This is a genomic window from Duganella sp. CF458 (assembly GCF_900113115.1).
Lineage (GTDB): Bacteria > Pseudomonadota > Gammaproteobacteria > Burkholderiales > Burkholderiaceae_D > Rugamonas.
Map to the genome: position 1 here is coordinate 1 of NZ_FOOF01000013.1, position 25,137 is coordinate 25,137.

Sequence of the window (25,137 nt, forward strand, 5' to 3'; positions counted from 1 at the left end):
ATCTCTGTTTTTCGCTATTGCTAGCGAGGTCACTCACTCAAAATACTGACGAATCTCTTTCGAGATTACGTTTAATATATTTTGTGCGAGCGTTACAACGTATATTTTGAGCATCGAACCCTAAGGCTCGTGGCAATATCGTCAAACGCCCACACTTATCGACTGTTGATTTTTAAAGATCGCTGCTTTGTTTATTCGACGAAGCGTTGTGTTCGTCAGCAGCAGAGAAGCGAGATTATGCGGTACAGCGTGCAACTCGTCAACCCCTTCTTTTTTCCCGCTTCGCTCCGCCGTTTAATCAGCGCTGCGTTGCGAGGGACAGAACTATAGCAAACGATCCGGCTGTCCGCAAGGGCATTCTTCTATTCCCGTATTTCTGCATTCTGTCGCACACCGGTGGCGGCTTTGCGCAAGGTTATCTACACTTGCCCCATATTCAATAGAAAGTCGCGCATGTTTCCAACTCCGAAAGCCCAAGACACAGCAAAAACCATCCTGGCCTGGCTCCACCGGGGCTTTGATGCGACGACCGGCTGGGTGACGCACTTGTCTTGGTGGAAGTTCTTCCTGTTTGCCGCACTTTCGATGATTGCCGCGTCGATCCTGCAGGATGAACTGTTTTCGCCCTCCCGCGACGAAGAGATGGTGATCCGCTCGCATAAGCGCACAAAGTCGGGTAATGCGGATCCAAATATCACGATTGACGACAGCGGCATCCACTTTAATCCGCGTGCAGGCAAAATCAAGAAACCAGCCAGCGCCGAGGCGAGCAGCGACGAGGCTGCCAACACCCACCGCGACGACACTGATGCGGAAGAGGCTGCAGCCGCGGAAGCCGCAGCTCCCGCCATGCCGGCCGAGCCAGCAGATCCCGCGATCCCAGCGCCTCCTGCCCCGCCGGCACCGCAGGCGCACAGGTCAAAACCTCCCGCCGTGCCGGCTGCTCCGGCGGCGCCCATGCCGGGCGAAGAAGTCCATATCGAGCTGCCACCGCAGATTGGCGAAGAACTGTCCAATGCACTGGAGCAAGCAGTGGATAGCGCGGCCGAAGAAAAAGTCTCACGCTATCACAAGCAGGCCTCGACCTGGTTCACCAGTTTCATCACCTTGCTGCTGCTGGCACTTTTTGCGATGAAGGCGCTGGTTGGCGGCAAGAGGAAGGCGGAAGCGGAAGCCCAGGTAGCGAATGCCGCGGCTGAGCGTGAATCCATGCAGCGCCAGTTGAGCGAAGCCAAGATGCAGATGATGCAGGCCCAGGTTGAGCCGCACTTCCTGTTCAACACCCTGGCCTCGGTCGAGCACCTGATCGAAACCGATCCGCCGCGCGCCTCGGCCATGCAACGCAGCCTGATCAAGTACCTGCGCGCTGTGCTACCGCAGATGCGTGAAAACAAGCTGACCAGTACGCTCGGCAGCGAGTCCGATATGGTGGCGGCCTACCTGGCCCTGCTTAAAATGCGCATGGAAGAGCGCCTCACCGTCGACTTCGACGTGCCCGAAGGCCTGCGCACCGCCGCCTTCCCGCCCATGATGCTGCAGTCAATGGTGGAAAACGCCATCAAGCACGGGCTGGAAGGCAAACCGGAGGGCGGCTACCTGAAAGTCCGTGCCGACGTGGCGCATAGCAAGCTGCGCGTGACGGTGTCCGACGATGGCCTGGGCTTTGGCGCCAAGCCGAGCACAGGTACCGGCCTGGGCCTGACCAATATTCGCGAGCGCTTGAAACTGCTGCACGGCGACCTGGCTTCGCTGAAAATCGAGCCCAACCAGCCGAGTGGCGTCATCGCGATTATCGAGGTGCCATACCAGCTGGCGCGCTCGGAATAAGCGATTGCCATACGCTGCGATCCATTGAATAATTGATACTTCTTATTTCCTAATATTGAGCACTATGCCCACAGCAATTATTGCCGACGACGAGAGACTGATGCGCGACCAACTGCGCATGCGCCTGGAACAAGTATGGCCGGAGTTGGAGATCCTCGGCGAAGCCAAGAATGGCGACGAAGCGGTTGAACTGGTCGACGAGCTGAAGCCTGATTTCACTTTCCTTGATATCCGCATGCCGGGCAAGACAGGCATGGAAGCGGCCGCAGAAATCGGCAACAAGAGCAATGTGGTTTTCGTTACCGCATATGACGCCTATGCGGTGGAGGCATTCGAGCGCGGCGCGGTCGACTACGTGCTGAAACCGCCGGAGCCGGAGCGCCTGAAGATCACCGTCGAGCGCCTGAAAGGCCGCCTGTCCTCGCCGGCCGCCAGCGCAGCGCAGGGCGCCGACATGGCCGCCATCCTGAATCAGCTGGCGGAGAAGATCGCCTCGCCGAAGCCGAAATACCTGCAATGGATCCAGGCCAGCATCGGTTCCGACCTGCGCATGATCCCGGTCGAAGAAATCCTGTTCTTCCGTTCGGACGAAAAATACACCTGCGTGCAGACCGATAAATTCGAGGCGCTGATCCGCAAACCCGTGCGCGATCTGGCCGACGAACTGGACCCGTCCCTGTTCTGGCAGATCCACCGCGCGACCCTGGTCAATGTGAACGCCATCGAAGGCGTGACGCGCGACATCCGCGGCCGCCACCTGGTGATGATCAAAGGCCGCCCAGACAAGCTGGAAGTCAGCCGCTCCTTCCTTCATCTGTTCAAGCAGATGTGATCCAGATCAAGCCGCCCGGCGGCTTGCTGTAATACGGTGTCCTGGTGCTTGCTGCCACCAGGAGGCCGACTTTGAAGAATCCCCGCACCCGCGTCCAGGGACGCCGTTCCTCCGATTCCGCACTGGCGGAAATCCGGGAGGATGAACGTGTCCACATCTCGCGCGAACTGCACGACGACCTCGGTCAGTTGCTGGCGACCCTGCGCGTCGAACTCACGCTCCTCAAGCAACTGCCTTCCGGCTCTCCGGACGCCGAAGCCCGCTTGGCCAGCATGGACAGCCTGCTGGTGACGGCCATCGGCTCCCTGCGCCGCATTGCAGGCAACTTGCGCCCACGCGCACTCGATGAAGGCGGCTTGTACTTTGCGCTGGAGTCGCTGCGGCGGGAGTTCGAGAAACGGCACGGCATCAGTTGCCTGCTCGATGCATTGCCGGAGGCCCTGATTCTCGACGAACGACATAGCACGGCCATCTACCGGCTGGTGCAGGAATCTTTAACCAATATCGCCCGCCACGCCGGCGCCAGCACTGCCGAGGTCCGCTTGCAACGCAAAGCGCTTGAACTGCTGATCGACATATCGGACGATGGGCGCGGAATTGTCGTCGGCGACATGGCCAAGGCAGATGCGCTTGGCCTGCTCGGCATGCGTGAACGTGTCGCCGCACTGCGCGGCACCATGGATGTCGACGGCGGCAGTGGCACGCGCATCGCGATCCGGATTCCCCTCCCCGGCGGCTCATAAAAAAAACGGCGGGTCCGAAGACCCGCCAAAGATCATGAATCACCTCGAGAGAGAGGTACTGCTTGCTACAAAAACTGCTTAGAAGGCGTGGCGCACGCCCAGGTTGAATGCCTTGTCGCCAGTACCGGCTTCGGTGTTGTTGCCAACGGTGTAGCCTGCGCCGTTCTTGTTCTTCACTTTAGCGATGGCGGTGTAAGCGGTGGTGCGCTTGGACAGGGCGTACAGGTAGCCGATACCGAACTGGTTGGCGTCCTGTGCGTTTTGCTTGTCATCTTTGTGGATGTAGGAAGCAACCAGGGTACCGCCGCCCATTGGCACGCCTACGCCCAGCAGCCATTCGGCGCTGTCGGCGGAGGATTTAGGGGCCACTTTCAGGCCGTAGGCGTTAGCCACCGGCAGTGGTGCCGAGCCGGCGCCTTTATCCTTTTCGTAGCCGAAGTAGACTTTGGCCACGCCGAAATCGTAGTTGGCGGCCAGCAGGGTGTTCTTGGCTTTGTCCTTACGCACGGCCGGGGTGGCACCCACTGCAGCGGTGTCGTTGTTCTTGTTGTTGTGGACCAGGCGTACGTTCAATTCTTTGCTGGTGTAGTTCACGCCGAAGCCAAACTGGCGGCCGGCGGTGTTGTCGCCAGCTTGCTCGCCCATGCCGTACAGCGCGTCCACGCTGAAACCGGAGAACATGGGGGAGTTATAAACGATGGAGTTCGACAAGCGGGTGTTGGCGCCGCCGGTAGGGAACAGGTTCTTGGCATTGCCGGCGTAACCCGCGCCGAATGGGTCGGCAACCTGCGACAGGGCGTTGTACAGCATGGTGTACTGGCGACCCAGGGTGATCTGGCCCATTTCAGCGCTCTTCAGGCCAACGAAAGCCTGGCGTTGTGCGAATACGCCCGCGGTGTCCTGCTCGCCGGTGTCGATCTTGACGCCGGATTCGATCGCGAAGATAGCGGAAGTGCCGCCACCCAGGTCTTCAACACCTTTGAAGCCCAGGCGGGAAGCCGAACCCACACCACTGGTCACCTTGTTGACGCTGCCGTTCACGCCGCCACGCTCCGCGACGAAGCCTGCGTCAGCGATACCGTAGATGGTCACATTGGACTGGGCTTGAGCTTGTGCTGCGAAACCGCTGATGATCAGTGCTGCCAGAGTAAGTTTTTTCACTTGTTGTCCTACGTTGTTGAAGTTGAGGGAAATGTTTCAAACGCAGCTATATTGCCCCTCAATTACTTCAACAATGTGACAGGAAAAAATTACTTCAGGCGTGATGTAACGACCCAGTAATATTCAGATCGCAAGACCTTGATTTCGCGCGCAGCGATGCCCAAACGCTTGCGCAGCCAACTGTCGGACGGGTAGTTCTTCATCACTTCGAAGCGGTTTCCGTCGTCATCTTTCTGGAATTCGTAGGTATTTCCGTGCTGGTCGGTGCGTGCGATCGGGAAGCTCTCGCCATCGACATAGTCTTCCCCCATCAAAACCAGCAGGACATCCTTGCCAACCTTGTCACGCAGCTGCTTCAGGAATTTGTCCTGCTTTTCCCGCCCCAGTTGGGCCCACAGGAACTCGGCGTAGACCGCCGTGTACTGCCCCGGCGCGGCCTCCAGGCTATCCAGGTCGAGGCTTTCCAGCTGCAAAACCTCGTGGTCTTCCAGCAGTTCTTCGATGTGCTCGCGCACTTCTTGCAATTCGTCTTCGTTAATCACAGTTCGTAGTTCTCATGTTCGCCCTTCATCGCCTGCTCGATCAGCTTGCGGTTCAACGTCGGCGCCAGCAGTTCGATGAAGGTATATATATAGGATCGCAGGTAAGCGCCCTGCTTGACCGCCACGCGCGACACATTCATGCCGAACAGGTGGCCGGCGGGGATCGCCCGCAGGCCGCGGTCGCGCTCGGGGTCGAAGGCCATGCCGGCGATGATCCCGATGCCCATGCCCAGCTCCACATAGGTCTTGATCACGTCCGCATCGATCGCTTCGAGCAGCACGTCCGGCTTCAAGCCCCGTTTTTCAAAGGCCTGGTCGATACGCGACCGGCCGGCGAAGGCGGCATCATACGTGATGATGTGGTGCTCGGCCACTTCTTCCAGCGTCACGGATTTGATCCTTAACAGCGGGTGGTCCGGCGGCACTACTACCACGTGCTCCCACTGGTAGCACGGCAGCGTAATCAGGCCGTCGATGGCGGCAATGGATTCGGTGGCGATGGCCAGGTCGGCCTGGTCGCGCTGCACCATTTCCGCAATCTGCCGCGGATTGCCTTGCAATAAAGACAAGCGCACCTTCGGATACTTCTGCATGAAGGCCTGTACTACTTTAGGCAGGGTGTAACGCGCCTGGGTGTGGGTGGTGGCGATGGTGAAGCTGCCCGAGTCCTGCGCCGCGTACTCTTTGCCGATCCGTTTCAGGCTGTCGATCTCCTGCATGATCAGTTCAACCGAGGACAGCACCAGCCGGCCAGGCTCGGTCAGGCCGCGAATCCGCTTGCCGTGCCTTGTGAAAATATCAACACCCAATTCTTCTTCCAGCTCGATGATCGCCTTGGAGACGCCCGGCTGGGAGGTAAACAAGGCCTTGGCGGCGTCGGTCAGGTTGTAGTTCTGGCGCACGGCTTCCCGCACGAATCGCAGTTGGTGAAGGTTCATTCTCGCTCTCGTTGGACTCCCCAGCGCATATTTTACGCTGATGCTTATGCCTTAACAGCATATAAGCAAATAAAGACTATGTTGTTTGGAATAAGGCACTAGTTTATTACCATTGATTCCACTTTGGGCATGCCTTACTGGGAAAGCTATGTATCAATACGATCAATACGACCACCTCATCATCCGCGAACGCATCGAGCAGTATCGCGACCAGGTTCAACGCCGCCTGAACGATGAGTTGACCGAGGCCGAATTCCTGCCGCTTCGCTTGCAGAACGGCCTGTACATGCAGCGCCACGCTTACATGCTGCGAATCGCCGTCCCTTACGGCCTACTGTCGTCGAAGCAAATGCGCATGTTCGCGCACATCGCCCGCAAATATGACCGTGGCTATGGCCACTTCACCACCCGCCAGAACATCCAGTTCAACTGGATCAAGCTGGAAGAGACGCCGGAAATCCTGAGCGACCTGGCTTCGGTGGAAATGCACGCGATCCAGACTTCGGGCAACTGCATCCGCAACGTGACTTCCGACGAATTCGCCGGCGTAGCCGCCGACGAGATCATCGATCCGCGCCCCTACGCCGAAGTGCTGCGCCAGTGGTCGACCTTCCACCCTGAATTCATCGCCCTGCCCCGCAAGTTCAAGGTGGCGATCAACGGCGCAGTGGAAGACCGCGCCGCCATCGCCGTGCACGATATCGGCCTGACCGTGGTGCACAACGACGCCGGCGAGATCGGCTTCAAGGTGATGGTCGGCGGCGGCATGGGCCGCACCCCGATCCTGGGCAGCGTGATCCGCGAGTTCCTGCCGCGCGAACACCTGCTGACTTATACCGAAGCGATCATGCGCGTGTATAACCTGCACGGCCGCCGCGACAACAAGTACAAAGCCCGCATCAAGATCCTGCTGAAAGCCCTGGGCGTGGAAGAATTCACCCGCCAGGTGGAAGCCGAGTGGGAAGACCTGAAAGGCACCGAACAGACCCTGACGCTGGAAGAGATGGAGCGCATCATCGCCTACTTCCAGCCGCACGCCTACAAGCAGCTGCCAGCCATCGATCCGGCTGCCGACCACGCCGACAACAAGGCCTTTAACAACTGGCTGAAGCGCAACGTGAAAGCGCACAAGGTGCCGGGCTACGCTGCCGTGGTGCTGTCGCTGAAGAAGACCGGCGTGCCGCCGGGCGATGCGACCGCCGAGCAGATGGATTACATGGCCGACCTGGCTGACCGTTACAGCTTTGCGGAACTGCGCGTGACGCACGAGCAGAACATTGTGCTGGCCGACGTCGAACAATCCCAGTTGTTCGCTCTGTGGCAAGAGATCAAGTCGCACGGCCTGGCAACGCCCAATATCGGCCTGCTGACCGACATTATCTGCTGCCCCGGCGGCGACTTCTGCTCGCTGGCGAATGCCAAGTCGATCCCGATCGCCCAGGCGATTGCAGAGCGCTTCGACCACATCGACTTCCTGCACGATATCGGCGACTTCGAGCTGAATATCTCGGGTTGCATCAATGCCTGCGGCCACCACCATGTCGGCAATATCGGCGTGCTGGGGGTCGACAAGGACGGCAGCGAATGGTACCAGGTGTCGATCGGCGGCGCGCAAGGCAATAACTCCGCCATCGGCAAGATCATCGGTCCGTCGTTCTCCGCGCAGCAGATGCCGGAGGTGATCGACCGCCTGCTGCAAGTCTACGTACGCGAGCGCACGCAGGAAGAGCGCTTCGTCGATACCGCGCAGCGCCTGGGTATCGCCCCGTTCAAGGAATTTGTTTACGCCACGCCGATTGAAACCGCTGGCCGCCTGGTAGGAGAAGACGAATATGCTTAAGCAAATCATCAAGGGCCGCGCAATCGTGGCCGACGACTGGAACCTGCTGCGCGCCGAAGAAGGCGCCGAATCGGCCACCGTGGCTGCGCTGGCCGTGCCGGCCGGCCGCGTGATAGTGCCGCTGGCAACCTGGCTGGCGCAGCGCGATGCGCTTTCGGCCCGTGCCGCCGCCGGCGAGATCGCGGTATGGCTCGCGCCTGACGACGACCCGCTCGCCCTGCGCGAAGACCTGCCGCGCCTGGCCCTGGTGGCAGTCGACTTCCCGAAATTCACGGATGGCCGCGGCTACTCCCACGCCTGGAACCTGCGTTCCCGCCTGGGCTGGACCGGCGAACTGCGCGCCATTGGCGACGTGCTGCGCGACCAGCTGTTCTCCATGCAGCGCGTGGGCTTTGACGCCTACGACACCCGTCCGGACCGCAGCATCGAAGATGCGCTGAAAGGCTTGACCGTGTTCAGCGAGACTTACCAGGCATCGGTCGACCAGCGCGTGCCGCTGTTCCGCCGCCACGCGCGCCCATCGCCTGCTGTCGCAAAGACCGGGGCCTGACCATGAGCGAGCTCGCCACCCGCGTGCGGGATACGCTAGCCACGCTCGAACGCGTTGCGGAAGAGTTCTCGCCTGCCGTTTTCGCCTCCAGCCTGGCCGCCGAGGACATGGTCCTGACGGACCTGATCCTGAAAGCCGGCCTGCCGATCGGTATCTTTTCGCTGGAGACCGGCCGCCTGCACAAGGAAACCCTGGGCATGGTGGAGCGCGTGCAGGAGCGCTACGGCTACGAGATCGCGCTGTACCGGCCGGTGCAGGCAGACATCGACGCCTATGTGGAAAAGAAAGGCCTGAACGCCTTCTACGACAGCGTTGAACTGCGCAAGGAATGCTGCCAGATCCGCAAGGTTGAACCGCTTGGCCGCGCCTTGATCGGCAAGAAATCCTGGGTCACCGGCCAGCGTCGCGCCCAATCTGCAACCCGCTCCGACCTTTCGGTGCAGGAGTATGATGGCTCGCACGGCATGGAAAAGTTCAATCCCCTGGCCGATTGGTCGGAACAGGAAGTGTGGGACTACATCCGCGCCAACGACGTGCCTTTCAACCCGCTGCACGAACAGGGTTATCCGTCGATCGGCTGCGAACCCTGCACCCGCGCCATCCAGCCGGGCGAAGATGTCCGCGCCGGCCGCTGGTGGTGGGAAAACCCGGACTCGAAGGAATGCGGCTTGCACCTGGTAGACGGCAAACTGATTCGAATTAAGAAAGTAGGCTAAATGAACGCACTGGTAGAACAACACGTCAATTCGCGCCACCTGGACGCGCTGGAGTCGGAAGCCATCCACATCCTGCGCGAAGTTGCCGCCGAATGCTCGAACCCTGCCCTGCTGTTCAGCGGCGGCAAGGACTCCGTGGTGCTGTTGCGCCTTGCGGAAAAGGCTTTCCGTCCAGGGAAGTTCCCATTCCCGCTGGTACACATCGACACCGGCCACAACTTCCCGGAAGTGATCGAGTTCCGCGACCGCCGCGTGGCCGAACTGGGCGAGCGCCTGATCGTCGGCTCGGTGGAGGATTCGATCAAGAAGGGCACCGTGCGCCTGCGTAACCCGGCCACCGATTCGCGCAACGCCGCGCAGGCCGTGACGCTGCTGGAAACCATCGCCGAGCATGGCTTCGACGCCTGCATCGGCGGCGCGCGCCGCGACGAGGAAAAAGCCCGCGCCAAGGAACGCATCTTCTCCTTCCGCGACGAATTCGGCCAATGGGACCCGAAGGCACAGCGCCCGGAACTGTGGGACCTGTATAACACCCGCGTCCACCCGGGCGAAAACATGCGCGTGTTCCCGATCTCGAACTGGACCGAGCTGGATGTCTGGCAGTACATCGCCCGCGAAAAACTGGCCCTGCCATCGATCTACTTTGCGCACGAGCGCCAGGTCATCCCGCGCAACGGCCTGCTGGTGCCGCTGACCGGCCTGACCCCGGCCCGCGAAGGCGAAACCATCGAGACCCAGGTGGTGCGCTTCCGCACCGTGGGCGACATCTCCTGCACCTGCCCGGTCTCCTCCGACGCTGCCGACGTGGACGCGATCATCGCCGAAACGGCAGTGACCCAGGTCACCGAGCGCGGCGCCACCCGGATGGACGACCAGACCTCCGAAGCCTCCATGGAAAAACGCAAGAAGCAAGGATACTTCTGATGAACGCACTGAACGACAACCTGAACCAACGCAACCTGCTGCGCTTCATCACCGCCGGCTCCGTCGACGACGGCAAGAGCACCCTGATCGGCCGCCTGCTGTTCGACAGCAAGGGCATCTTCGCCGACCAGCTGGCAGCCGTCTCGCGCGCCAAGCATAAGCGCACTGTGGGCGATACCATCGACCTGTCCCTGCTGACCGACGGCCTGGAAGCCGAACGCGAGCAAGGCATCACCATCGACGTGGCCTATCGCTACTTCGCTACTCCCAAGCGCAAGTTCATCATCGCCGACACCCCGGGCCACGAGCAGTACACCCGCAATATGGTGACCGGCGCCTCCACCGCCGACGCCGTGATCATCCTGGTCGACGTGTCGAAAGTGAAGCTGCGCGAAGACGGCGGCGTGGACCTGCTGATCCAGACCAAGCGCCACTCCACCATTGCCCACCTGCTGCAGATCGAGCACGTGGTGGTGGCCGTGAACAAGATGGACCTGGTGAACTACGACCAGGACGTGTACCAGCGCATCGTCAAGGCGTATCTTGAATTCGCAGCCACCCTGGGCATCAAGGACGTCAAGACCATTCCGCTGTCGGCATTGGCCGGCGACAACGTGGTCGACGCCGGCGAGCGCATGCCGTGGTACCAGGGCCCTACCCTGATCGAACTGCTGGAAGACCTGTCGGTGTACGACGAAACGCACGGCGCGGCGTTCCGCTTCCCGGTGCAGCTGGTGGCGCGCCACAACGGCCACGAAGCCAACGACTTCCGCGGCTACATGGGCCGTATCGAGGCGGGCAACGTCAAGGTTGGCGACAAGCTGGTGGTGCAGCCTTCCGGCCAGAGCGCAACGGTCAAGGAGATCGTCACTTTCGACGGCTCCCTGCAAAGCGCCAGCGCCGGCCAGTCGGTCACCATCGTGCTGGAAGAATATGTGGACGTGTCGCGCGGCGACCTGCTGGCCTCGAGCACGCAGCCGGCTTCCCTGCTCAAGCAAGTGAGCGCCGACGTCTGCTGGCTGTCCGAGGAGCCGCTGGACCTGCGGTGCAAATACTGGATCAAGCACGGCACCAGGCAGACTGCTGCCAAAGTGAGCAAAATCGACTCCATCCTTGACATCAACACCCAGCAGCGGCACGATGCCGATGCGTTGAAGCTGAACGACGTAGCGCGCATTGCGCTGACCGTGCAGCAGGCACTGGCGGCCGATGCCTATTCGGATATCCGCGCCACCGGCGCCTTCATCCTGATCGATGAGGTCACGCACCAGACAGTAGCCGCAGGCATGATCCGCCTCGGCGAATAACAACGCCAGACAGGAGCCTGCGCATGCCATACGGGAAGGTGTATTTGATTGGAGCTGGACCGGGGGCGCAGGACCTGATCACCATGCGCGGCGCACGCCTGCTGGCGCAAGCCGAAGTTGTGCTGTACGACGCGCTGGTGACCGAAGAAATGCTGGAACTCTGTGCGCAGGCAGAGAAGATCTCGGTCGGCAAACGCGCCGGCCAGCGTTCCACCGCCCAAGGCTTGATCAACCAGCAGCTGGTCGATTGCGCCGCGCGCTACCGCATGGTGGTTCGCCTCAAAGGCGGCGACCCGATGCTGTTCGGCCGCGCCGACGAGGAATTGTCGGCGCTCGAACAGCACGGCATCGAGGTCGAAGTCGTTCCCGGCATCACCACCGCGGTAGCCGCCGCCGCAGCGACGCAACAGCCGCTGACCAAGCGCGGCGTGGCGCGCAGCGTGGCATTCTTCACCTCCTCCACCGCGCCGGGCCATCCGGAAGAACTGACGATTCCGTCTACCGACACCCTGGTCCAGTACATGGGCGGGCGCGAAGCAATCGCCACCGCCAACAACCTGCTGTCGCAGGGGCGCTCGCCGGACACCCCGGTGGTGGTGGTCGAGAATGTCAGCCGTTCGGACCAGCACGTCGAACGCATCACCCTGGCTGAGCTGGCACATGGCCTGCCGGCGGCGCACGGCCCGGTGCTGGTCATGCTGGGCAAGGCAATGGCGCCGCGGCCGCAGCAAAAACGGTAAAATATCGTCCTCTTGCAATGAGAGGAACAAGATGAGCCAAGCCCACGAAGTCCTGGAGCGCGCCCGCAATGCGCGCCTGGCAGGCAAATACGAAGACGCCCTGCGCGACCACCTGTGGTTCCACGAGCATGCGCTCGAAGACGACCCGACCCTGGCCGGCGTCCGCCTGTCGTTCGCCCTGCGCGACTGGATCTACCTTGCCGAACAGTTCCCGCTGGCGCGCCGCGCGCTGCAGGCGATCCGCGACCGCGACACCCAGCGCATCCTGAACGGCAGCGCCACGCTGGGGCGCTTCCATGACGTCAGCGCGATCAATAGCGCGCTGGGCGAGGAGCGCGCCACCCACGACCTGTTCACCCAGATCGACGCCCAGCTACCCGAACTGGCCAAGGATTGCGCCGAACTGGCCCTGCCGGCCCTGGTGGCGGTGGAAGATTTCCAGCTGGCGCGCCGCTACCTGTCCGACCCGGTGGCGCGCATCGCCGCCCTGGCCAAGCGCGTCAACGACTTCGCGGAAGACCTGGCCAGGCGCGGCAACACCTCGTCCGCCCCGCAATTGCTGGCTTTCGTGCTGAACTACACCAAGGAAGTACGCCTGGTGGTGGAAGTCTTGCGCCGCCTGGGCGAAGATGAGGAAGTGGCCAAGGCAAGTGCCGCCGCACTCGACTCCCTGAAGTCGGAAGCCCTGCGCGATGCCGTGCAGCGCGAATTCGACAACCCTGGCAGCACCATTGCCGCCATGGTGGCTCACGCCAAAGGCAGCGACGACAAGCAATAATCCGTCATCGCCCGCAGCACGGTGGGATCTTCCCCCACCGCGCCGACGGCGCGGATTGTCACGCCAGGATGCGCCAGGCGCATTTCATCAAGGATCAGCGGCAGGTCGCGCAGGACATGGCCGCCCTGCCCCAGAAACACCGGCACCACCGTGACATCGTCGACGCCCTGCGCCGCAAGCGCTGCCACCCGTTCCGGCAGGCGCGGCGCCATCAACTCCAGGAAGGCCAGCGAGACATCAAGATCGGGCTCGCTCGCCGCGACCCGCAGTTTGATCATCTCACGCAATTGTTCGAACGGCGCCGCCCAACTGGCGGAACGGGCGCCATGCGCGAACAGCACCAGCGCACGGCCGGCCATGCTAATGCCGCTCCACCCAGTAAAGGGCGCCCAGCGCCAGCAACAGGTATAGCAGGCTTGGCATCAGCGCCGTCAGGAATGCCGGCAGCGCCGACAACAGGCCGATATGCGAGAACAGCGTGTTCACCAGCAGGAAGCTGACGCCGATCATGATGCCGATGAAGATTTTCAGGCTCACGCCGCCGGCACGGGTGTGCAGGTAGGCGAAAGGCAGCGCCAGCGCCATCAGCACGAAGATTGCCAGCGGGTCGAACAGCTTTTTCCAGAAGGCGATCTTGAAGCGTTCCGTGCCCTGCTTGTTTTCCTGCAGGTGGCGGGTATACACGGCCAGTTCATTGACCGACATGTGCTCGGGATCGGAGGCCGACACCGACAGGATTTTCGGCGTGATCTCGGAAATGAGCTCCTTGCTGGCATGCCGCTTGATCTCCACCGCGCTGCTCGCCTGCGCGTAATTATTGGCCAGGTTGGCTTGCGCGCCTTCCGCCGCCAATGCCGGGTTGCTGAAGATATTCTCCGTCACCTCATTCAACAGCCAGGTATTGCTGCCCTTGAAGGAAGCGGTCTTGGCGTAGGTCAGCGTGCGCAGGCGGAAACGGTTGTCAAAGTCGTACAGCTTGACATCCACCAGCTGGCCGTCCGAGCGCACCTCGCGCACATTGAAGAAGCGCGTACCCTGCACCTCGCCGGTCATGCCTTCGCTCTTGATGATGTCCTTGGTCCACATGCCGGAACGGAACTCCGACGACACCGTGGCGCCACGGCCCATCAGGCGCACCTTTTCCGCCACCGGCGCCAGGCGCGGCGTAATCAGTTCGCCAAAGATGAAGGCAATCAGCACCAGGACCAGCCCGACCTTGCCGACCATGACCGCGGCCATGCGCGTCGACATCGACGAGGCGCGCATGATCGTGAATTCGGAGGTCGACGCGAACTGCGCCATGGTATAGATGGTGCCGATCAGCGCCGCCACCGGCAGCACCTCGTTCACGTGCTGGGGCAGCATCGTCAGCGTGAACAAGGCGGCATGCTGCATGCCATACCCGTTCTTGCCAACGACAGGCAGCTCGCCGGTCAAGTCGAAGAATGCCTGCAACCCAAGCAAGGCGGCCAGTGCAAAAGCGACCGCCTGCAGGATCGAAACGAAGAAGTAGCGTTGCAGGGTGCTCATTTGCGTGCCCCCCGCTTGAACGCGGCCCACATGGCGCGCGGATGGTAGCGGTAATTCACGTTCAGGCGCCAGGCAAACAATGCCAGCACCGCCAGCGCCATCGCCAGGTGCAGTGGCCACCAGCTCATGCCAAAGGTGAAGTTGCCGCGCCGGATGCCGGACTCGAACACGTTGATCAGGTTGTTATAAGTGAAGAAGATCAGCACAGCGAGAATCAGGTTGACCGAACTGCCCGCGCGCGGATTGACGAAGCCCAGCGGGATCGCCAGCATCGACAGCGCCAGGCAGGCCAGCGGCAGCGACATGCGCCACATGAGTTCCCCCTTGGCCGGATTGGTGCCGGCGGCGATCAGCTCCGACGTCGGCAGGGTCTTGGTTTCCTTCTGGCCGTCGGACTCGGAGGACTGCTGCGAAACGCGCATGCTGTAGCGCTCGAACTCCATGCTCTGGAAATCGGCGTCGCCCGGCTTGCCCTGGTAGCGGCGTCCGTTCTTCAGAACCAGGTGGCGGTCGCCGGAAGGCAGCGTCTCGATCACGCCCTCGCTCGCCACGACCACGGAAGTACCCTTGGCATCAACCTGGTTGACGAACACGTTGCGCACCACCGCACTGCTGCCGGACACGCCCTCCACAAAGAAGATGCGGTTGGCCGACGAGGATTCCTTGAACTGGCCCGGAGAAACCTTCTGCAGGTCTTCGCGTTTGGTGAAACGCTCGATGTACTCGGCGCTCTTCGAGCGCGCCCACGGCGTTGCATAAAAACTGAGTGCACCGGTCAACAGGATCAGCGGCAGGACAAACAGGAACACCGGCTTGACGAAGCGCGTCAGGCTGACGCCCGCGGCAAACCAGACCACCATCTCCGAATCCTTGTAGATGCGGGTCACCACCATCAGCACCGAAATAAAACTGGTGAAAATAAGGACAATTGGCAGATAATTCAGGGCTGCGAACGCGATAAGCGCGATGACATCGCTGGACGCGACCTTGCCGCCTGCGGCTTTGCCGAGGATCGAGATCAGGGTCCACGTCAGGAGGATCGAGAACAGTACCGTAAAGGAAGCCCCGGCTGAGCTGACCAGCTCACGGCGGAGGGCGCGATGGAAAATCATTCGACGTTTATAATTCGTTCTACAAAATTAAGGAGAAACCAAATGGACTTTAGCATAAAAGCACTCGACGCCAAGAACACCATCGCCAGCACCAAAAGCGGCTGCATCGTGGTCGGCGTCTTCGAAAACAAGAAACTCTCGAAAGCGGCTAAAGCCCTCGACGGCGCAGGCGAGATCACCGCTGCACTGAAATCCGGCGACATTACCGGCAAGGCCGGCACCACCCTGCTGCTGCGCGGCCTGAAAGGCGCTGCCGCCGATCGCGTGCTGCTGGTAGGGCTGGGTGCCGATGAAGCAGTCGCCGAAAAAGCCATCGGTTCCGCCATCAACGCTGCCATCAGGGCGCTGGGCACCGTCGCTTCGACCGACGCTATTATCGCACTGCCGCTGGAAGAAGTGAAAGGCCGCGACGCCAACTGGGCGATCCGCTCCGTGGTGCTGGCAGGCCGCGACGCCGTCTACCGCACCGACGCGCAGAAGTCCAAGAAAGACCCGGCATGGGCCGGCCCCAAGAAGCTGGCACTGGCCGTTGCAAACAATGCCGGCAACAAGCTGGCGCTGTCGCAGGCAGTGGCCACCGCCAACGGCATGGAACTGACCAAGGACCTGGGCAACCTGTCCGCCAACGTCTGCACCCCGACCTACCTGGCCAACGTCGCCAAGAAACTGGGCAAGGACTTCGGCTTTGAAGTCGAGATCCTGGACCGCAAGCAGATGGAAGCCCTGAAGATGGGTTCCTTCCTGTCCGTGACCAACGGCTCCGAGCAGGCGCCCAAGTTCATCGTCCTGAAACACAAAGGCGGCAAGGCCAAGGATGCGCCGACCGTCCTGGTGGGCAAAGGCATCACCTTCGACACCGGCGGCATTTCGATCAAGGCCGGTCCCGGCATGGACGAGATGAAATACGATATGTGCGGCGCCGGCTCCGTGCTGGGCACCTTCCGCGCCATCGGCGAAATGGGCCTGAAGTCCAACGTGGTCGGCATCGTGGCCGCATGCGAAAACATGCCGTCGGGCCGCGCCACCAAGCCGGGCGACATCGTCACCTCGATGAACGGCCTGACCATCGAAATCCTGAACACCGACGCCGAAGGCCGCCTGATCCTGTGCGACGCCCTGACCTACGCCGAGCGCTTCAATCCGGCCGCCGTGATCGACGTGGCAACCCTGACCGGCGCCTGCATCGTCGCCCTGGGCCACCATAACAGCGGCGTGTTCGCGCGCGACGACGACGCCGGCAATGCGCTGGTCGACGCCCTGATGGCATCGGGCAAAGCCACCGGCGACACCGCATGGCGCCTGCCGATCGGCGAACAGTACAACGAGCAACTGAAGTCCAACTTCGCGGACCTGGCCAATATCGGCTCCCCGGGCGGCGCATCCTGCACCGCTGCGGCCTTCCTGGAAAACTTCACCCGCAAGTTCCCATGGGCCCACGTCGATATCGCCGGCACCGCCTGGAAGTCGGGCGCCGCCAAAGGCGCCACCGGCCGTCCGGTGCCGATGCTGACCAACTTCCTGATCGGCCGCGCCGGCTGATTGCTGAGGTGAGCAACAAAAAAGCCGGGGAACCCGGCTTTTTCTTTAGTAGATCGACGATGCCGGAAGCGGCTGCTGCGGCGGCGCTCCGCGCGCGGCGGCACCCTCCCCGCGCTGCAGGACGACGGTCAGGGTGGAAGGCAAGTCAAAGCCGGCACCAGTCTGTTTGTCGACAATCTGGCCGGCCCCGAGCGTGAAGATGATGTTGCCCCACTTGGAGGCATTCTGGCGCGCTTCGATCTGGTCATACGCCCACACATCTTCGCGGCGGCAATCCACCACCAGCGGCTGGGTGCTCTTGTGCACCGTCACTCGCCCAGGGGAAGTAACGAACCAGCGCCCCCTGTCATTGGAGAGCACACAGCCGATGGCAGACACTTGCTGGTGATCCAGCACGGTCTGCACCAGCACCGACTGTTCGGTCGAATCGAATAAAGTGGCGCAGCCAACCAACGCCGCTGCGCACAGCGCAGCGGTCGAAAGTCGACTCAGCCTGGATGGCATGTAGTCGGGCTCAGTCGGCCGACTGGCCTCGTTTCTGACGCAGCCCCTGGATGACGTGCATGATGTCGTCCATGCTGTTCGCACCGATACCCTGGAACGCGTCGAGGACTTCGTTCAGGACTTCGTTACGCACTTCGGCGTCAGCAGCCCCAATGGCTTGTGGACGCTGGGACGCTGCGCGTGCAGTGGCTTCGCGGGCAGACTTGCGGCCGCTAGGCGATTTGCCGTGTTCCAGTGCCGCTTGCCAGATCAGCCAACGACGTTGTGTCTCATAAACCAGATACTCTTCTGGCTTGTCTTCGCGCCGACGGACGATTTGGCCGTCCTTCTGCGCCCATGCTTCGAATGCAGATCGCATGTGTATTCCTTTAGTTTGCAGTGCCCGTTAAATCGGAATTAGTTTCCCTATATTACCACTTATTAACGCAGGACAACATCAAAATCCGTTGTAAATAAGCAAAATCACCCAGCTTCGTGGAAACAACTTCGATACCAACCTTGTAAGTATATTGACATTTACGGTTGTTCATACCGTAATTTTAGTACCAATCTGATAACTTTGAAGCACTATTGGAAATTATTTTTACGCAGACACCTTTTTTGCGACAAGAAAGCACAATTTGATGTCACCGTAGAATCATTGTTTGGCCCAAATACGACAGCTTCCCATAGCATAGTGAGTATTGATAAGATCTGCCCCCACGCAACTTGAAAGCCCGACATGAAATTAGCCACTTGGAATGTTAACTCATTGAACGTTCGCTTGCCGCACGTTACGAAATGGCTGGGTGAAAATCCGGTCGATGTGCTCTGCATCCAGGAAACCAAGCTCACGGACGACAAGTTTCCGGTCAGGGAAATCGAGGAAATGGGTTACCAGGTGGTGTTCAACGGCCAGAAAACCTACAACGGCGTGGCCATCCTGTCGCGCCATCCGATGCAAGACGTGGTCAAGAACAATCCGAAGTATCCGGACGAACAGCAGCGCATCCTGGCCGCGACCATCAACGGCATCCGCGTGGTGAACGCCTACGTGCCAAACGGCCAGGCGCTCGATTCGGACAAATACACCTACAAGCTGGGATGGATGGCCAGCTTCCGCGACTGGCTGGGCGAAGAGTTGGCCGGCAACCAGCACCTGGCCGTACTGGGCGACTACAACATCGTGCCGGACATACGCGACACGCACGATCCAGCGATGGAAGGCGACATCTTCTGCTCGGACAAGGAGCGCGCCGCGCTGCAGGCCTTGTTCGACCTCGGCCTGCACGACTCGTTCCGCCTGTTCGAACAGCCGGAAAAGACTTTCTCGTGGTGGGACTACCGCATGCTGGGCTTCCAGAAGAACAAGGGCCTGCGCATCGACCACGTGCTGCTGTCGGCGCCATTGAAAGAACGCTGCCTGTCCTGCGTGATCGACCGTGCGCCGCGCAAATGGCAGCAACCTTCCGATCACGCGCCGGTCATCGCCACCCTGGGTACTTAAGCCGCCTGTCGTTCCATCAGGAGCTGGGCGCGCACGCCCAGCACAGGTTTCGAGAACAGGTAGCCCTGGGCGAAAGTACAGCCATGCTCGCGCAATAGCTGGAACTGCCCTTCCGTCTCCACGCCTTCCGCCACCACCGACAGCTGCAGGCTGTCCGACAGCGCGATGATCGCGGCCACGATGGCGCGGTCTTCCGCGCTTTCTTCCAGGTCCTTGATGAAGGCGCGATCGATCTTGATCTTGCGTACTGGGAAGCGCTTCAGGTAAGCCAGCGAGGAATATCCGGTGCCGAAGTCGTCGATCGACAGGCGGATGCCCATCGCATTGATCTGGCCCAGGATCTCCAGCGTCTGTTCGCCATGCTGCATCAGGGCCGTTTCCGTGATCTCGAATTCAATCAGGGCCGGATCGATGCCCGTCTCGTCCAGCGTACGGCGGATCGAATCGACCAGGCCGCGATGCATGAACTGGCGCGCCGACAGGTTGATTGCCATCGGCACCGGCGCCATGCCCTGGCGCTGCCACTCCATGCTTTGTTCGCAGGCGCGGCGCAGCACCCATTCGCCGATCGGCACGATCAGGCCGTTCTCTTCGATCAGCGGAATGAACTGGTCCGGCATCACCAGGCCGGCAGCCGGGCGGCGCCAGCGCAGCAGCACTTCCAGCGTGGCCAGGCGGCGCGTGGCGATATCCATGATCGGCTGGTAGTGCAATTCGAACTGGCCAAGCTGCAGCGCCGAACGCAGGGCGCTCTCCATTTCGAAATGCATGGCCGCCGCCATGTTCATCTCTTCGTTGAAATATTGGTAGTTGTTGCGTCCGGAAGCCTTGGCATGGTACATGGCAGCATCGGCATTGCGCATCAGCGTGGCGACGTCGCTGCCGTCGTCGGGATAAGTGCAGATGCCGATCGACGGCGTGATGTGCAGCAGGCGCCCTTCCAGCGGAATGGGCTCGGACAGCAAGTCGATGATCTTTTGCGCGACGTGGCTCGATTCGTCCGTGGAGTGAATGCCGGGCAGCAGCACCACGAACTCGTCGCCGCCAAGGCGTGCCACGGTATCGCTGGCGCGCACCGCGCCTACCAGGCGCGCCGCCACTTCCTTCAACAAGGCGTCGCCGGTCATGTGGCCCAGCGAATCGTTGATGGTCTTGAAGCGGTCGAGGTCGATGAACATGACGGCCAGGCGGCGCTCCGAACGCTGGGCCGCCAGCATGGCGCGATCCAGGCGGTCCGCCAGGAGCGCGCGGTTGGGCAGGCCGGTCAGGCTGTCATGGTAAGCCATGTGGTGTACCCGGGCTTCGGCCTGGCGGCGCTCGACGATCTCCGCCTGCAGCTGCGCATTGGCGCCGGCCAGTTCAGCCGTGCGTTCCAGCACCCGCACCTCCAGCTCGTCGCGCGCGCGGCGCACAGCTTCGGTGGCCTCGCGGCGCGAGGTTACGTCGTCGATCAGCCATACCGAGCGGCCTTTCGGATCGGCCATATCGAAGGGGCGCCCCGACAGGCGTGCCCAGAAGCTGCTGCCGTCCTTACGCACAAGCTGGTACTCGTAAGAACTGGCATGACCGGCCAAAAAGTCCTTTTCCGTCGCCTTGCGCGCCACGTCCCATCCTGCCAGGTCGGGGTAGAAGGTTTGCACGCTGACGCCGGCCATCTCGCCCGGCCCGTAACCGAACAGCTCTTCCATCTTGGCGTTGCAGCGCAGGTTGCGGCCCTTCTCGCAAACGGAAATGCCCATCACGGCACTGTCCAGGATCGCCTGGTTTTCCAATAGCGCGTTACGCAGCGATTCTTCGTCATGCTTTTGCGCCGTGCGGTCTTCAATGATCCAGATCGTGCCCTGGGTCGGATCTTCCGGGTTGACCACATAGCCGATCAACTGGGCCCAGAAGTCGCTTCCGTCCTTGCGGCGCATCGGCGTTTCGGAGTGGAAGTGCTTGCCTTGGCTAAGCAGCGGACCGGCAATCGAGCCGACGCGGTGATAGGTTTCGTCGTCCGGATAGATGGCGCGGCCCGGCATGCCCAGCGCCTCGTCGCCCTGGTAGCCGAACATGTCGGCAAAGCCACGGTTGTAGCGCGTGATCAGGCGATTCTTGGTGAACAGGATACTGATCGAGGCATTGGTCATGATGGCCTCGACTTCCATCTGGGTCTGGCGCGACAAGGTCACGTCCTCCAGGATCCAGATCGTGCCGCCCGCGTTATGTTCCTGGTCCACCGCCTGGGCGCGCACGCGGCACCAGATGATCGTGCCGTCCTTGCGCATCAGCTCGCACTCACGCAGTTCGAATAGCTGGCCGGCGGCGAGCAAGGGGCCCGCCTGCAAGCCGAAAGCCGAATGCTGGTCCACGTTTTCAAACAGCTGCGACGCGTGACGGCCGCGCAGTTCTTCCAGCGTATAGCCGAACATTTCAGCCATGCGCGGATTGACCGTCAGGATTTCCTGGTTCTTGGTAAACAGGATGCCCACCGACGCGTTGTCCAGGATCGCCTTCTGCTCCAACAGCAGTCGCCCCATCGCTTCGTTCGCCACGCGCTGTTCGTTGATGTCTTCCAGAATGAAGACGGTGCCTTCGCGAGCATCGCTCGGGTCAAGCGCGCGGCCATTCGAGCGGCACCAGAACAGGCTGCCATCGCGGCGGCGCAATTGCAGTTCCAGCGTCAGCGGCGTGCCTTTCGCCAGCATCGGGAAGAATTCGGCGCGGATGCGCAGCGCCTCTTCCGGTGTCGGGTACAGGATATCGCTCGGCGCGCCTTCCAGCTCCTGGCGTGAATAGCCGAACATTTCAGCCGCGCGCATATTGCATTCGACGACGTAGCCGTTCTTGGCGAGGATGATGCCGACCGCCGCATTTTCCAGGATGGCCTGCTGTTCCAGCATGGCCTTGCGCAGGGCGCGCTGATCGCGCTGGGCGCTGCTGATGTCATTGAAGATGATGGTGGCGCCGCCATCGAGTCCGCCCGGCAGCGCCTTGACGGTCAGTTGTACGGCGATGTAATTGCCGCTGGCGTTGACCAGCACACTGTCCCATTTCGGCGCGGTGCGCGGTGCCATATTCGGCAAGGCTGCCGATACCACCAGCGCGGCGTTCAACTGCGCATTCGCCTCGGCGCGGACATGGCGGGCGCACATTTCCACCACGTTGCGGCCGCGCGGGTCGGACTGCAGCAAGGCGTCGAATTCGGAGTTGGAAGCGAACACCAAGCCGTCGGCATCGCATGCGCAGGCTGGCATTCCGACCAACTGCAAGGCATTGGCCACAACTTCAACATTGCTCGAAACAGAATTCATGTACGCCTGGACTCCGGGGGTATCCAGCCGATCATAGCGTACAAAACTGGCGTGTCAAAGGAAAGGCCGGGTTTGCTGACATTGTTACAACAAAAACATGTGTTTTTGCCGCTACGCAGCATCAATCCCCTCTTTCAACTGTGCGTTGGCCCTCGGCGCAATTTGATATTCTTCGCAACTTTGTAAATTTGATAAGCGCGCGAGACGCATTTGTCACAACCGGATAATTGATAGGAGCTGCCCCGAATGTCGTTTGGTCCATTGGATGGCAAGACCGCACTCGCTTCGCCACCGTTAAGCAAGGCCGCGAGCGCGTCCGCGCTGGTCGGCAAACTGGCCGATACCGCAGTACCCACCGCAGTCGAACTGGCAACCCATGACAAGCTGCCGCCCGCAGCCGCGCAGCTGGCGCAAACCGCGCTCAGCGCCGGCATCGGCGCAGCCGTCGGCAGCGAAGCACCGGCCACCGCACTTGCACAAGATACTTCCACGCTGGCGGCAACTGGCTTGGCCGAAATAAGCGCGGCAGGCCGGGAGGCCGCGCCCGCTCCTGTGCAAACCGCCGCCAAGGCATTGCAGATCGAAGAGCACCCGCTGGCCGGCCTGGCCATCACTGACTTCATGGCGCCCGCACCGGAATATGCGCCGGCCGTCATGAAGCCGCAGTTGGCGGCACTGCAGCAGGTCGTGGACGGTGGCCCCTTTGCCGCATTCCACGAGGGCAGCCGCCTGTTGCGCTTTTATTCGCCGCTGGAAGGCAACAACGCCCTGCTGGTCGAGACAATCCAGGGCGAAGCCCGGATGTCGTCGCCTTACCTGTTTACCCTGAGCCTGCTCTCCAAGAGTTCCAGCATTGACCTGCAAGACCTGCTGGGCAAGAACGTCAGTGTTGGTGTGCGCCTGGCCGACGGCAGCGAGCATTTCGTCAACGGCTACGTCAACGTATTCGGCTTCACCCGCTCGGACGGAGGTTTCGCCTTCTACCACGCCGAAATCGTTCCGTGGCTGGCTTTCCTGCAGCGCCGCACCAACTCGCGCATCTTCCAGGACTTGAGCGTTGTGGACGTGCTGACACAGATCTTCAGCTCCGAATACGGCAGCCTGGCGGCGTACGAATTCAGGACTGCCAAGACCTACCTGCCGGAGAACTACATCGTCCAGTACGACGAGACCGACGAACACTTCGTCAGCCGCCTGATGGAGAAATACGGCCTGTTCTACTACTTCGAACACAGCGAAGAAGGCCACGTCATGGTGATCAGCGACGACTCGCGCGACAGCACCTTCTGTCCGCCGCAGTCGGCACACGCCGAGATCGAATTCAATGGCGGCAACCGCTGGCATGACCGCGATGCCATCACTGCCTTCACCGCCCGGCGCGTTCTGCAGCCAACCAAGATCGCGCTCAACACCTTCGATTTCAAATCGCCCAACACGGTGCAATACGTGGAGCTGCCGACCGCTTCACGCCAGGGCGATGTGCCGACGCTCGAGGTCTACGACGGCAACCCTGCGTTCTCCTACAAGGACCGCGACAGCGGCGAGCGCGAAGCCCAACTACGCATGGAGGCAATGGAATGGCAGGCCAAGCTGTTTGCCGGCGAATCCGACTGCCGCGGCCTGGCGCCGGGCCACAGCTTCAAGCTGCTTGGCCACCACTGGTTTGACGTGACCGACGAAAAGGACAACGACTTCCTGGTCATTGGCGTGCAGCTCGATTGCCGCAATAACTTCTTCGCCAGCGACCAGGAGGACGTCTACCGCAACACCTTCACCGCGATCCGGCGCAAGATCCCCTACCGCCCCGTGCGCGGGCATCGCTCGCCGCGCATGCCCGGCCCGCAGACTGCCAGCGTGGTCGGCCCAAAGGGACAGGAAATCCACACCGACCAGTATGGCCGCATCAAGGTGCAGTTCCATTGGGACCGCTATGGCCGCCGCGACGAAGCCAGCTCCTGCTGGATTCGCGTCTCGCAACCGTGGGCCGGCAAGGGCTGGGGCACCGTTTCCATTCCGCGCATCGGACAGGAAGTGCTGATCGACTACCTGGAAGGCGATCCTGACCGCCCGGTGTGTACCGGGCGCCTGTTCAACGCGGACCAGCCGGCGCCTTATGCCTTGCCTGCCGGCGCCCACATGATGGGCTTCAAGAGCCGTTCCACCCCGGGCGGCGGCGGCTTCAGCGAGATGGTGATCCACGATTCCAAGGGGTCGGAGCTGATCAACATCCACGCGCAGAAGGACATGCTCACGACAGTGCAGAATGCGCACGCAACGACGGTCAACGGCCCGCACCAGACCAACACGGTAAGCCAGGGCTACCAGCGCAACACGGTCAAGCAGCAGATCGAAATAGTGTCGGAGACATCCTATATCGACCTGCTGGCCAAGCGGAACATCGCGCTGACCGCGGAAACCGAACATATCGCCCTCACCGCCAAAAAGCACGTCGAAGTAGTGGCGGAGACCGAACACATCGGCGCCACCGCGAAAAAATTCGTGGAGCTGAAAGCCGAAACCGAGCATATCGGCGCGACGGCGAAAAAACACGTCATGCTCAAGGCCGAAACCGAGCATGTGGAAGTGGGCGCAAGCAAATTCGTCGACATCAAATCCGACACCCAGCATATCCACCTGACGGCCAACACCGACATAACGCTGCAAGTGGGCGCAAGCAAGATCGAACTGCGCGCCGACGGCACCATCACCATTTCGGGCAAACACATCGACATCATCGGCAGCGACCGTATCGACCTGAATAAGTAGGAACCGACA

At 61.3% G+C, this 25,137-nt stretch carries 22 protein-coding genes; 13 read left to right on the plus strand and 9 right to left on the minus strand.

Annotated elements, in window-relative coordinates:
• Positions 1 to 453 precede the first annotated feature (453 nt).
• The 3 genes from BM269_RS19735 to BM269_RS19745 all read left to right on the plus strand — a co-directional run bounded on the left by BM269_RS19735 (position 454) and on the right by BM269_RS19745 (position 3,402).
• Complete coding sequence (locus BM269_RS19735; RefSeq protein WP_090440862.1) at positions 454 to 1,827, plus strand: sensor histidine kinase; 1,374 nt, start codon at positions 454 to 456, stop codon at positions 1,825 to 1,827.
• 64 nt (positions 1,828 to 1,891) lie between these two features.
• Positions 1,892 to 2,659, plus strand: a complete 768-nt coding sequence (locus BM269_RS19740) for a LytR/AlgR family response regulator transcription factor (RefSeq protein ID WP_090440865.1) — start codon at positions 1,892 to 1,894, stop codon at positions 2,657 to 2,659.
• Positions 2,660 to 2,730: 71 nt separating this feature from the next.
• Positions 2,731 to 3,402 (plus strand): sensor histidine kinase, encoded by a 672-nt coding sequence (locus BM269_RS19745; RefSeq protein WP_229204712.1) that lies wholly within the window; start codon positions 2,731 to 2,733, stop codon positions 3,400 to 3,402.
• A 78-nt stretch (positions 3,403 to 3,480) separates the two neighbouring features.
• Here BM269_RS19745 and BM269_RS19750 read toward each other — a convergent pair whose 3' ends face one another.
• The 3 genes from BM269_RS19750 to BM269_RS19760 form a co-directional block, all read right to left on the minus strand.
• Positions 3,481 to 4,563 (minus strand): porin, encoded by a 1,083-nt coding sequence (locus BM269_RS19750; RefSeq protein ID WP_229204713.1) that lies wholly within the window; start codon positions 4,561 to 4,563, stop codon positions 3,481 to 3,483.
• A gap of 89 nt (positions 4,564 to 4,652) precedes the next feature.
• The gene (locus tag BM269_RS19755; RefSeq protein WP_090440870.1) at positions 4,653 to 5,105 is read right to left on the minus strand and encodes a hypothetical protein; all 453 of its coding nucleotides are present in this window, start codon (positions 5,103 to 5,105) and stop codon (positions 4,653 to 4,655) included.
• Positions 5,102 to 6,043, minus strand: coding sequence for a CysB family HTH-type transcriptional regulator (locus BM269_RS19760; RefSeq protein ID WP_090440873.1), 942 nt, complete (start codon positions 6,041 to 6,043; stop codon positions 5,102 to 5,104). Before BM269_RS19760 ends, BM269_RS19755 begins: the two co-directional genes overlap by 4 nt.
• Before the next feature lie 148 nt (positions 6,044 to 6,191).
• Here BM269_RS19760 and BM269_RS19765 point away from each other — a divergent pair, with 148 nt between their 5' ends.
• The 7 genes from BM269_RS19765 to BM269_RS19795 are packed head-to-tail and all read left to right on the plus strand — an operon-like array spanning position 6,192 to position 12,898.
• Positions 6,192 to 7,883 carry a nitrite/sulfite reductase gene (locus tag BM269_RS19765; RefSeq protein WP_090440876.1) on the plus strand — a complete coding sequence of 564 codons (1,692 nt, stop codon included), beginning with the start codon at positions 6,192 to 6,194 and terminating at the stop codon, positions 7,881 to 7,883.
• Positions 7,876 to 8,433, plus strand: a complete 558-nt coding sequence (locus BM269_RS19770) for a DUF934 domain-containing protein (protein WP_090440878.1) — start codon at positions 7,876 to 7,878, stop codon at positions 8,431 to 8,433. Before BM269_RS19765 ends, BM269_RS19770 begins: the two co-directional genes overlap by 8 nt.
• Before the next feature lie 2 nt (positions 8,434 to 8,435).
• Positions 8,436 to 9,149 (plus strand): phosphoadenylyl-sulfate reductase, encoded by a 714-nt coding sequence (locus BM269_RS19775; protein WP_090440880.1) that lies wholly within the window; start codon positions 8,436 to 8,438, stop codon positions 9,147 to 9,149.
• Positions 9,150 to 10,073 (plus strand): sulfate adenylyltransferase subunit CysD, encoded by a 924-nt coding sequence (gene cysD, locus BM269_RS19780; protein ID WP_090440883.1) that lies wholly within the window; start codon positions 9,150 to 9,152, stop codon positions 10,071 to 10,073.
• Positions 10,073 to 11,380: a sulfate adenylyltransferase subunit 1 gene (locus BM269_RS19785; protein WP_090440886.1), complete on the plus strand. Its 1,308-nt coding sequence runs from the start codon at positions 10,073 to 10,075 to the stop codon at positions 11,378 to 11,380. Before cysD ends, BM269_RS19785 begins: the two co-directional genes overlap by 1 nt.
• A 23-nt stretch (positions 11,381 to 11,403) precedes the next feature.
• Entirely contained in the window at positions 11,404 to 12,120 is a 717-nt protein-coding gene (gene cobA, locus BM269_RS19790) for a uroporphyrinogen-III C-methyltransferase (RefSeq protein ID WP_090440889.1), read from the plus strand.
• A gap of 31 nt (positions 12,121 to 12,151) precedes the next feature.
• Positions 12,152 to 12,898: a hypothetical protein gene (locus BM269_RS19795; protein WP_090440892.1), complete on the plus strand. Its 747-nt coding sequence runs from the start codon at positions 12,152 to 12,154 to the stop codon at positions 12,896 to 12,898.
• Here BM269_RS19795 and BM269_RS19800 read toward each other — a convergent pair.
• The 3 genes from BM269_RS19800 to lptF are packed head-to-tail and all read right to left on the minus strand — an operon-like array spanning position 12,868 to position 15,540.
• Entirely contained in the window at positions 12,868 to 13,257 is a 390-nt protein-coding gene (locus BM269_RS19800; protein ID WP_090440895.1) for a sirohydrochlorin chelatase, read from the minus strand. The genes BM269_RS19795 and BM269_RS19800 overlap by 31 nt on opposite strands.
• Position 13,258: 1 nt before the next feature.
• Complete coding sequence (lptG, locus tag BM269_RS19805; RefSeq protein ID WP_090440897.1) at positions 13,259 to 14,428, minus strand: LPS export ABC transporter permease LptG; 1,170 nt, start codon at positions 14,426 to 14,428, stop codon at positions 13,259 to 13,261.
• A complete protein-coding gene (gene lptF, locus BM269_RS19810) occupies positions 14,425 to 15,540 on the minus strand; it encodes an LPS export ABC transporter permease LptF (protein ID WP_090440900.1) in 1,116 nt (371 codons plus the stop codon). Before lptF ends, lptG begins: the two co-directional genes overlap by 4 nt.
• Positions 15,541 to 15,582: 42 nt before the next feature.
• Here lptF and BM269_RS19815 point away from each other — a divergent pair, with 42 nt between their 5' ends.
• Positions 15,583 to 17,079: a leucyl aminopeptidase gene (locus tag BM269_RS19815; protein WP_090440903.1), complete on the plus strand. Its 1,497-nt coding sequence runs from the start codon at positions 15,583 to 15,585 to the stop codon at positions 17,077 to 17,079.
• A gap of 45 nt (positions 17,080 to 17,124) precedes the next feature.
• Here BM269_RS19815 and BM269_RS19820 read toward each other — a convergent pair whose 3' ends face one another.
• Together BM269_RS19820 and BM269_RS19825 are read right to left on the minus strand one after the other, a co-directional pair.
• Positions 17,125 to 17,583: a hypothetical protein gene (locus BM269_RS19820; protein WP_090440906.1), complete on the minus strand. Its 459-nt coding sequence runs from the start codon at positions 17,581 to 17,583 to the stop codon at positions 17,125 to 17,127.
• A gap of 10 nt (positions 17,584 to 17,593) precedes the next feature.
• On the minus strand, positions 17,594 to 17,941 hold the full coding sequence (locus tag BM269_RS19825) for a phiTE_015 family protein (RefSeq protein WP_090440909.1): 348 nt from the start codon (positions 17,939 to 17,941) through the stop codon (positions 17,594 to 17,596).
• Positions 17,942 to 18,304: 363 nt separating this feature from the next.
• Here BM269_RS19825 and xth point away from each other — a divergent pair, with 363 nt between their 5' ends.
• Positions 18,305 to 19,069 (plus strand): exodeoxyribonuclease III, encoded by a 765-nt coding sequence (gene xth, locus BM269_RS19830; RefSeq protein ID WP_090440912.1) that lies wholly within the window; start codon positions 18,305 to 18,307, stop codon positions 19,067 to 19,069.
• Here the strand turns inward: xth and BM269_RS30060 are convergent.
• The gene (locus BM269_RS30060) at positions 19,066 to 22,362 is read right to left on the minus strand and encodes a sensor domain-containing protein (protein ID WP_090440915.1); all 3,297 of its coding nucleotides are present in this window, start codon (positions 22,360 to 22,362) and stop codon (positions 19,066 to 19,068) included. The two genes, xth and BM269_RS30060, sit on opposite strands and share 4 nt — an antisense overlap.
• Positions 22,363 to 22,608: 246 nt before the next feature.
• Between BM269_RS30060 and tssI the strand changes: the two genes are divergently transcribed.
• Positions 22,609 to 25,128 (plus strand): type VI secretion system tip protein TssI/VgrG, encoded by a 2,520-nt coding sequence (tssI, locus tag BM269_RS19840; RefSeq protein WP_090440918.1) that lies wholly within the window; start codon positions 22,609 to 22,611, stop codon positions 25,126 to 25,128.
• Positions 25,129 to 25,137: the final 9 nt, after the last annotated feature.

Coding starts and splice junctions, on each gene's coding strand:
- xth (WP_090440912.1), top strand. CDS start 18,305: ATGAAATTAGCCACTTGGAATGTTAACTCATTGAACGTTCGCTTGCCG.
- BM269_RS19795 (WP_090440892.1), top strand. CDS start 12,152: ATGAGCCAAGCCCACGAAGTCCTGGAGCGCGCCCGCAATGCGCGCCTG.
- BM269_RS19740 (WP_090440865.1), top strand. CDS start 1,892: ATGCCCACAGCAATTATTGCCGACGACGAGAGACTGATGCGCGACCAA.
- lptG (WP_090440897.1), bottom strand. CDS start 14,428: ATGAGCACCCTGCAACGCTACTTCTTCGTTTCGATCCTGCAGGCGGTC.
- BM269_RS19770 (WP_090440878.1), top strand. CDS start 7,876: ATGCTTAAGCAAATCATCAAGGGCCGCGCAATCGTGGCCGACGACTGG.
- BM269_RS19815 (WP_090440903.1), top strand. CDS start 15,583: ATGGACTTTAGCATAAAAGCACTCGACGCCAAGAACACCATCGCCAGC.
- cobA (WP_090440889.1), top strand. CDS start 11,404: ATGCCATACGGGAAGGTGTATTTGATTGGAGCTGGACCGGGGGCGCAG.
- BM269_RS19785 (WP_090440886.1), top strand. CDS start 10,073: ATGAACGCACTGAACGACAACCTGAACCAACGCAACCTGCTGCGCTTC.
- cysD (WP_090440883.1), top strand. CDS start 9,150: ATGAACGCACTGGTAGAACAACACGTCAATTCGCGCCACCTGGACGCG.
- BM269_RS19825 (WP_090440909.1), bottom strand. CDS start 17,941: ATGCGATCTGCATTCGAAGCATGGGCGCAGAAGGACGGCCAAATCGTC.
- BM269_RS19760 (WP_090440873.1), bottom strand. CDS start 6,043: ATGAACCTTCACCAACTGCGATTCGTGCGGGAAGCCGTGCGCCAGAAC.
- tssI (WP_090440918.1), top strand. CDS start 22,609: ATGTCGTTTGGTCCATTGGATGGCAAGACCGCACTCGCTTCGCCACCG.
- BM269_RS19735 (WP_090440862.1), top strand. CDS start 454: ATGTTTCCAACTCCGAAAGCCCAAGACACAGCAAAAACCATCCTGGCC.
- BM269_RS19765 (WP_090440876.1), top strand. CDS start 6,192: ATGTATCAATACGATCAATACGACCACCTCATCATCCGCGAACGCATC.
- BM269_RS19820 (WP_090440906.1), bottom strand. CDS start 17,583: ATGCCATCCAGGCTGAGTCGACTTTCGACCGCTGCGCTGTGCGCAGCG.
- BM269_RS30060 (WP_090440915.1), bottom strand. CDS start 22,362: ATGAATTCTGTTTCGAGCAATGTTGAAGTTGTGGCCAATGCCTTGCAG.
- BM269_RS19800 (WP_090440895.1), bottom strand. CDS start 13,257: ATGGCCGGCCGTGCGCTGGTGCTGTTCGCGCATGGCGCCCGTTCCGCC.
- BM269_RS19775 (WP_090440880.1), top strand. CDS start 8,436: ATGAGCGAGCTCGCCACCCGCGTGCGGGATACGCTAGCCACGCTCGAA.
- lptF (WP_090440900.1), bottom strand. CDS start 15,540: ATGATTTTCCATCGCGCCCTCCGCCGTGAGCTGGTCAGCTCAGCCGGG.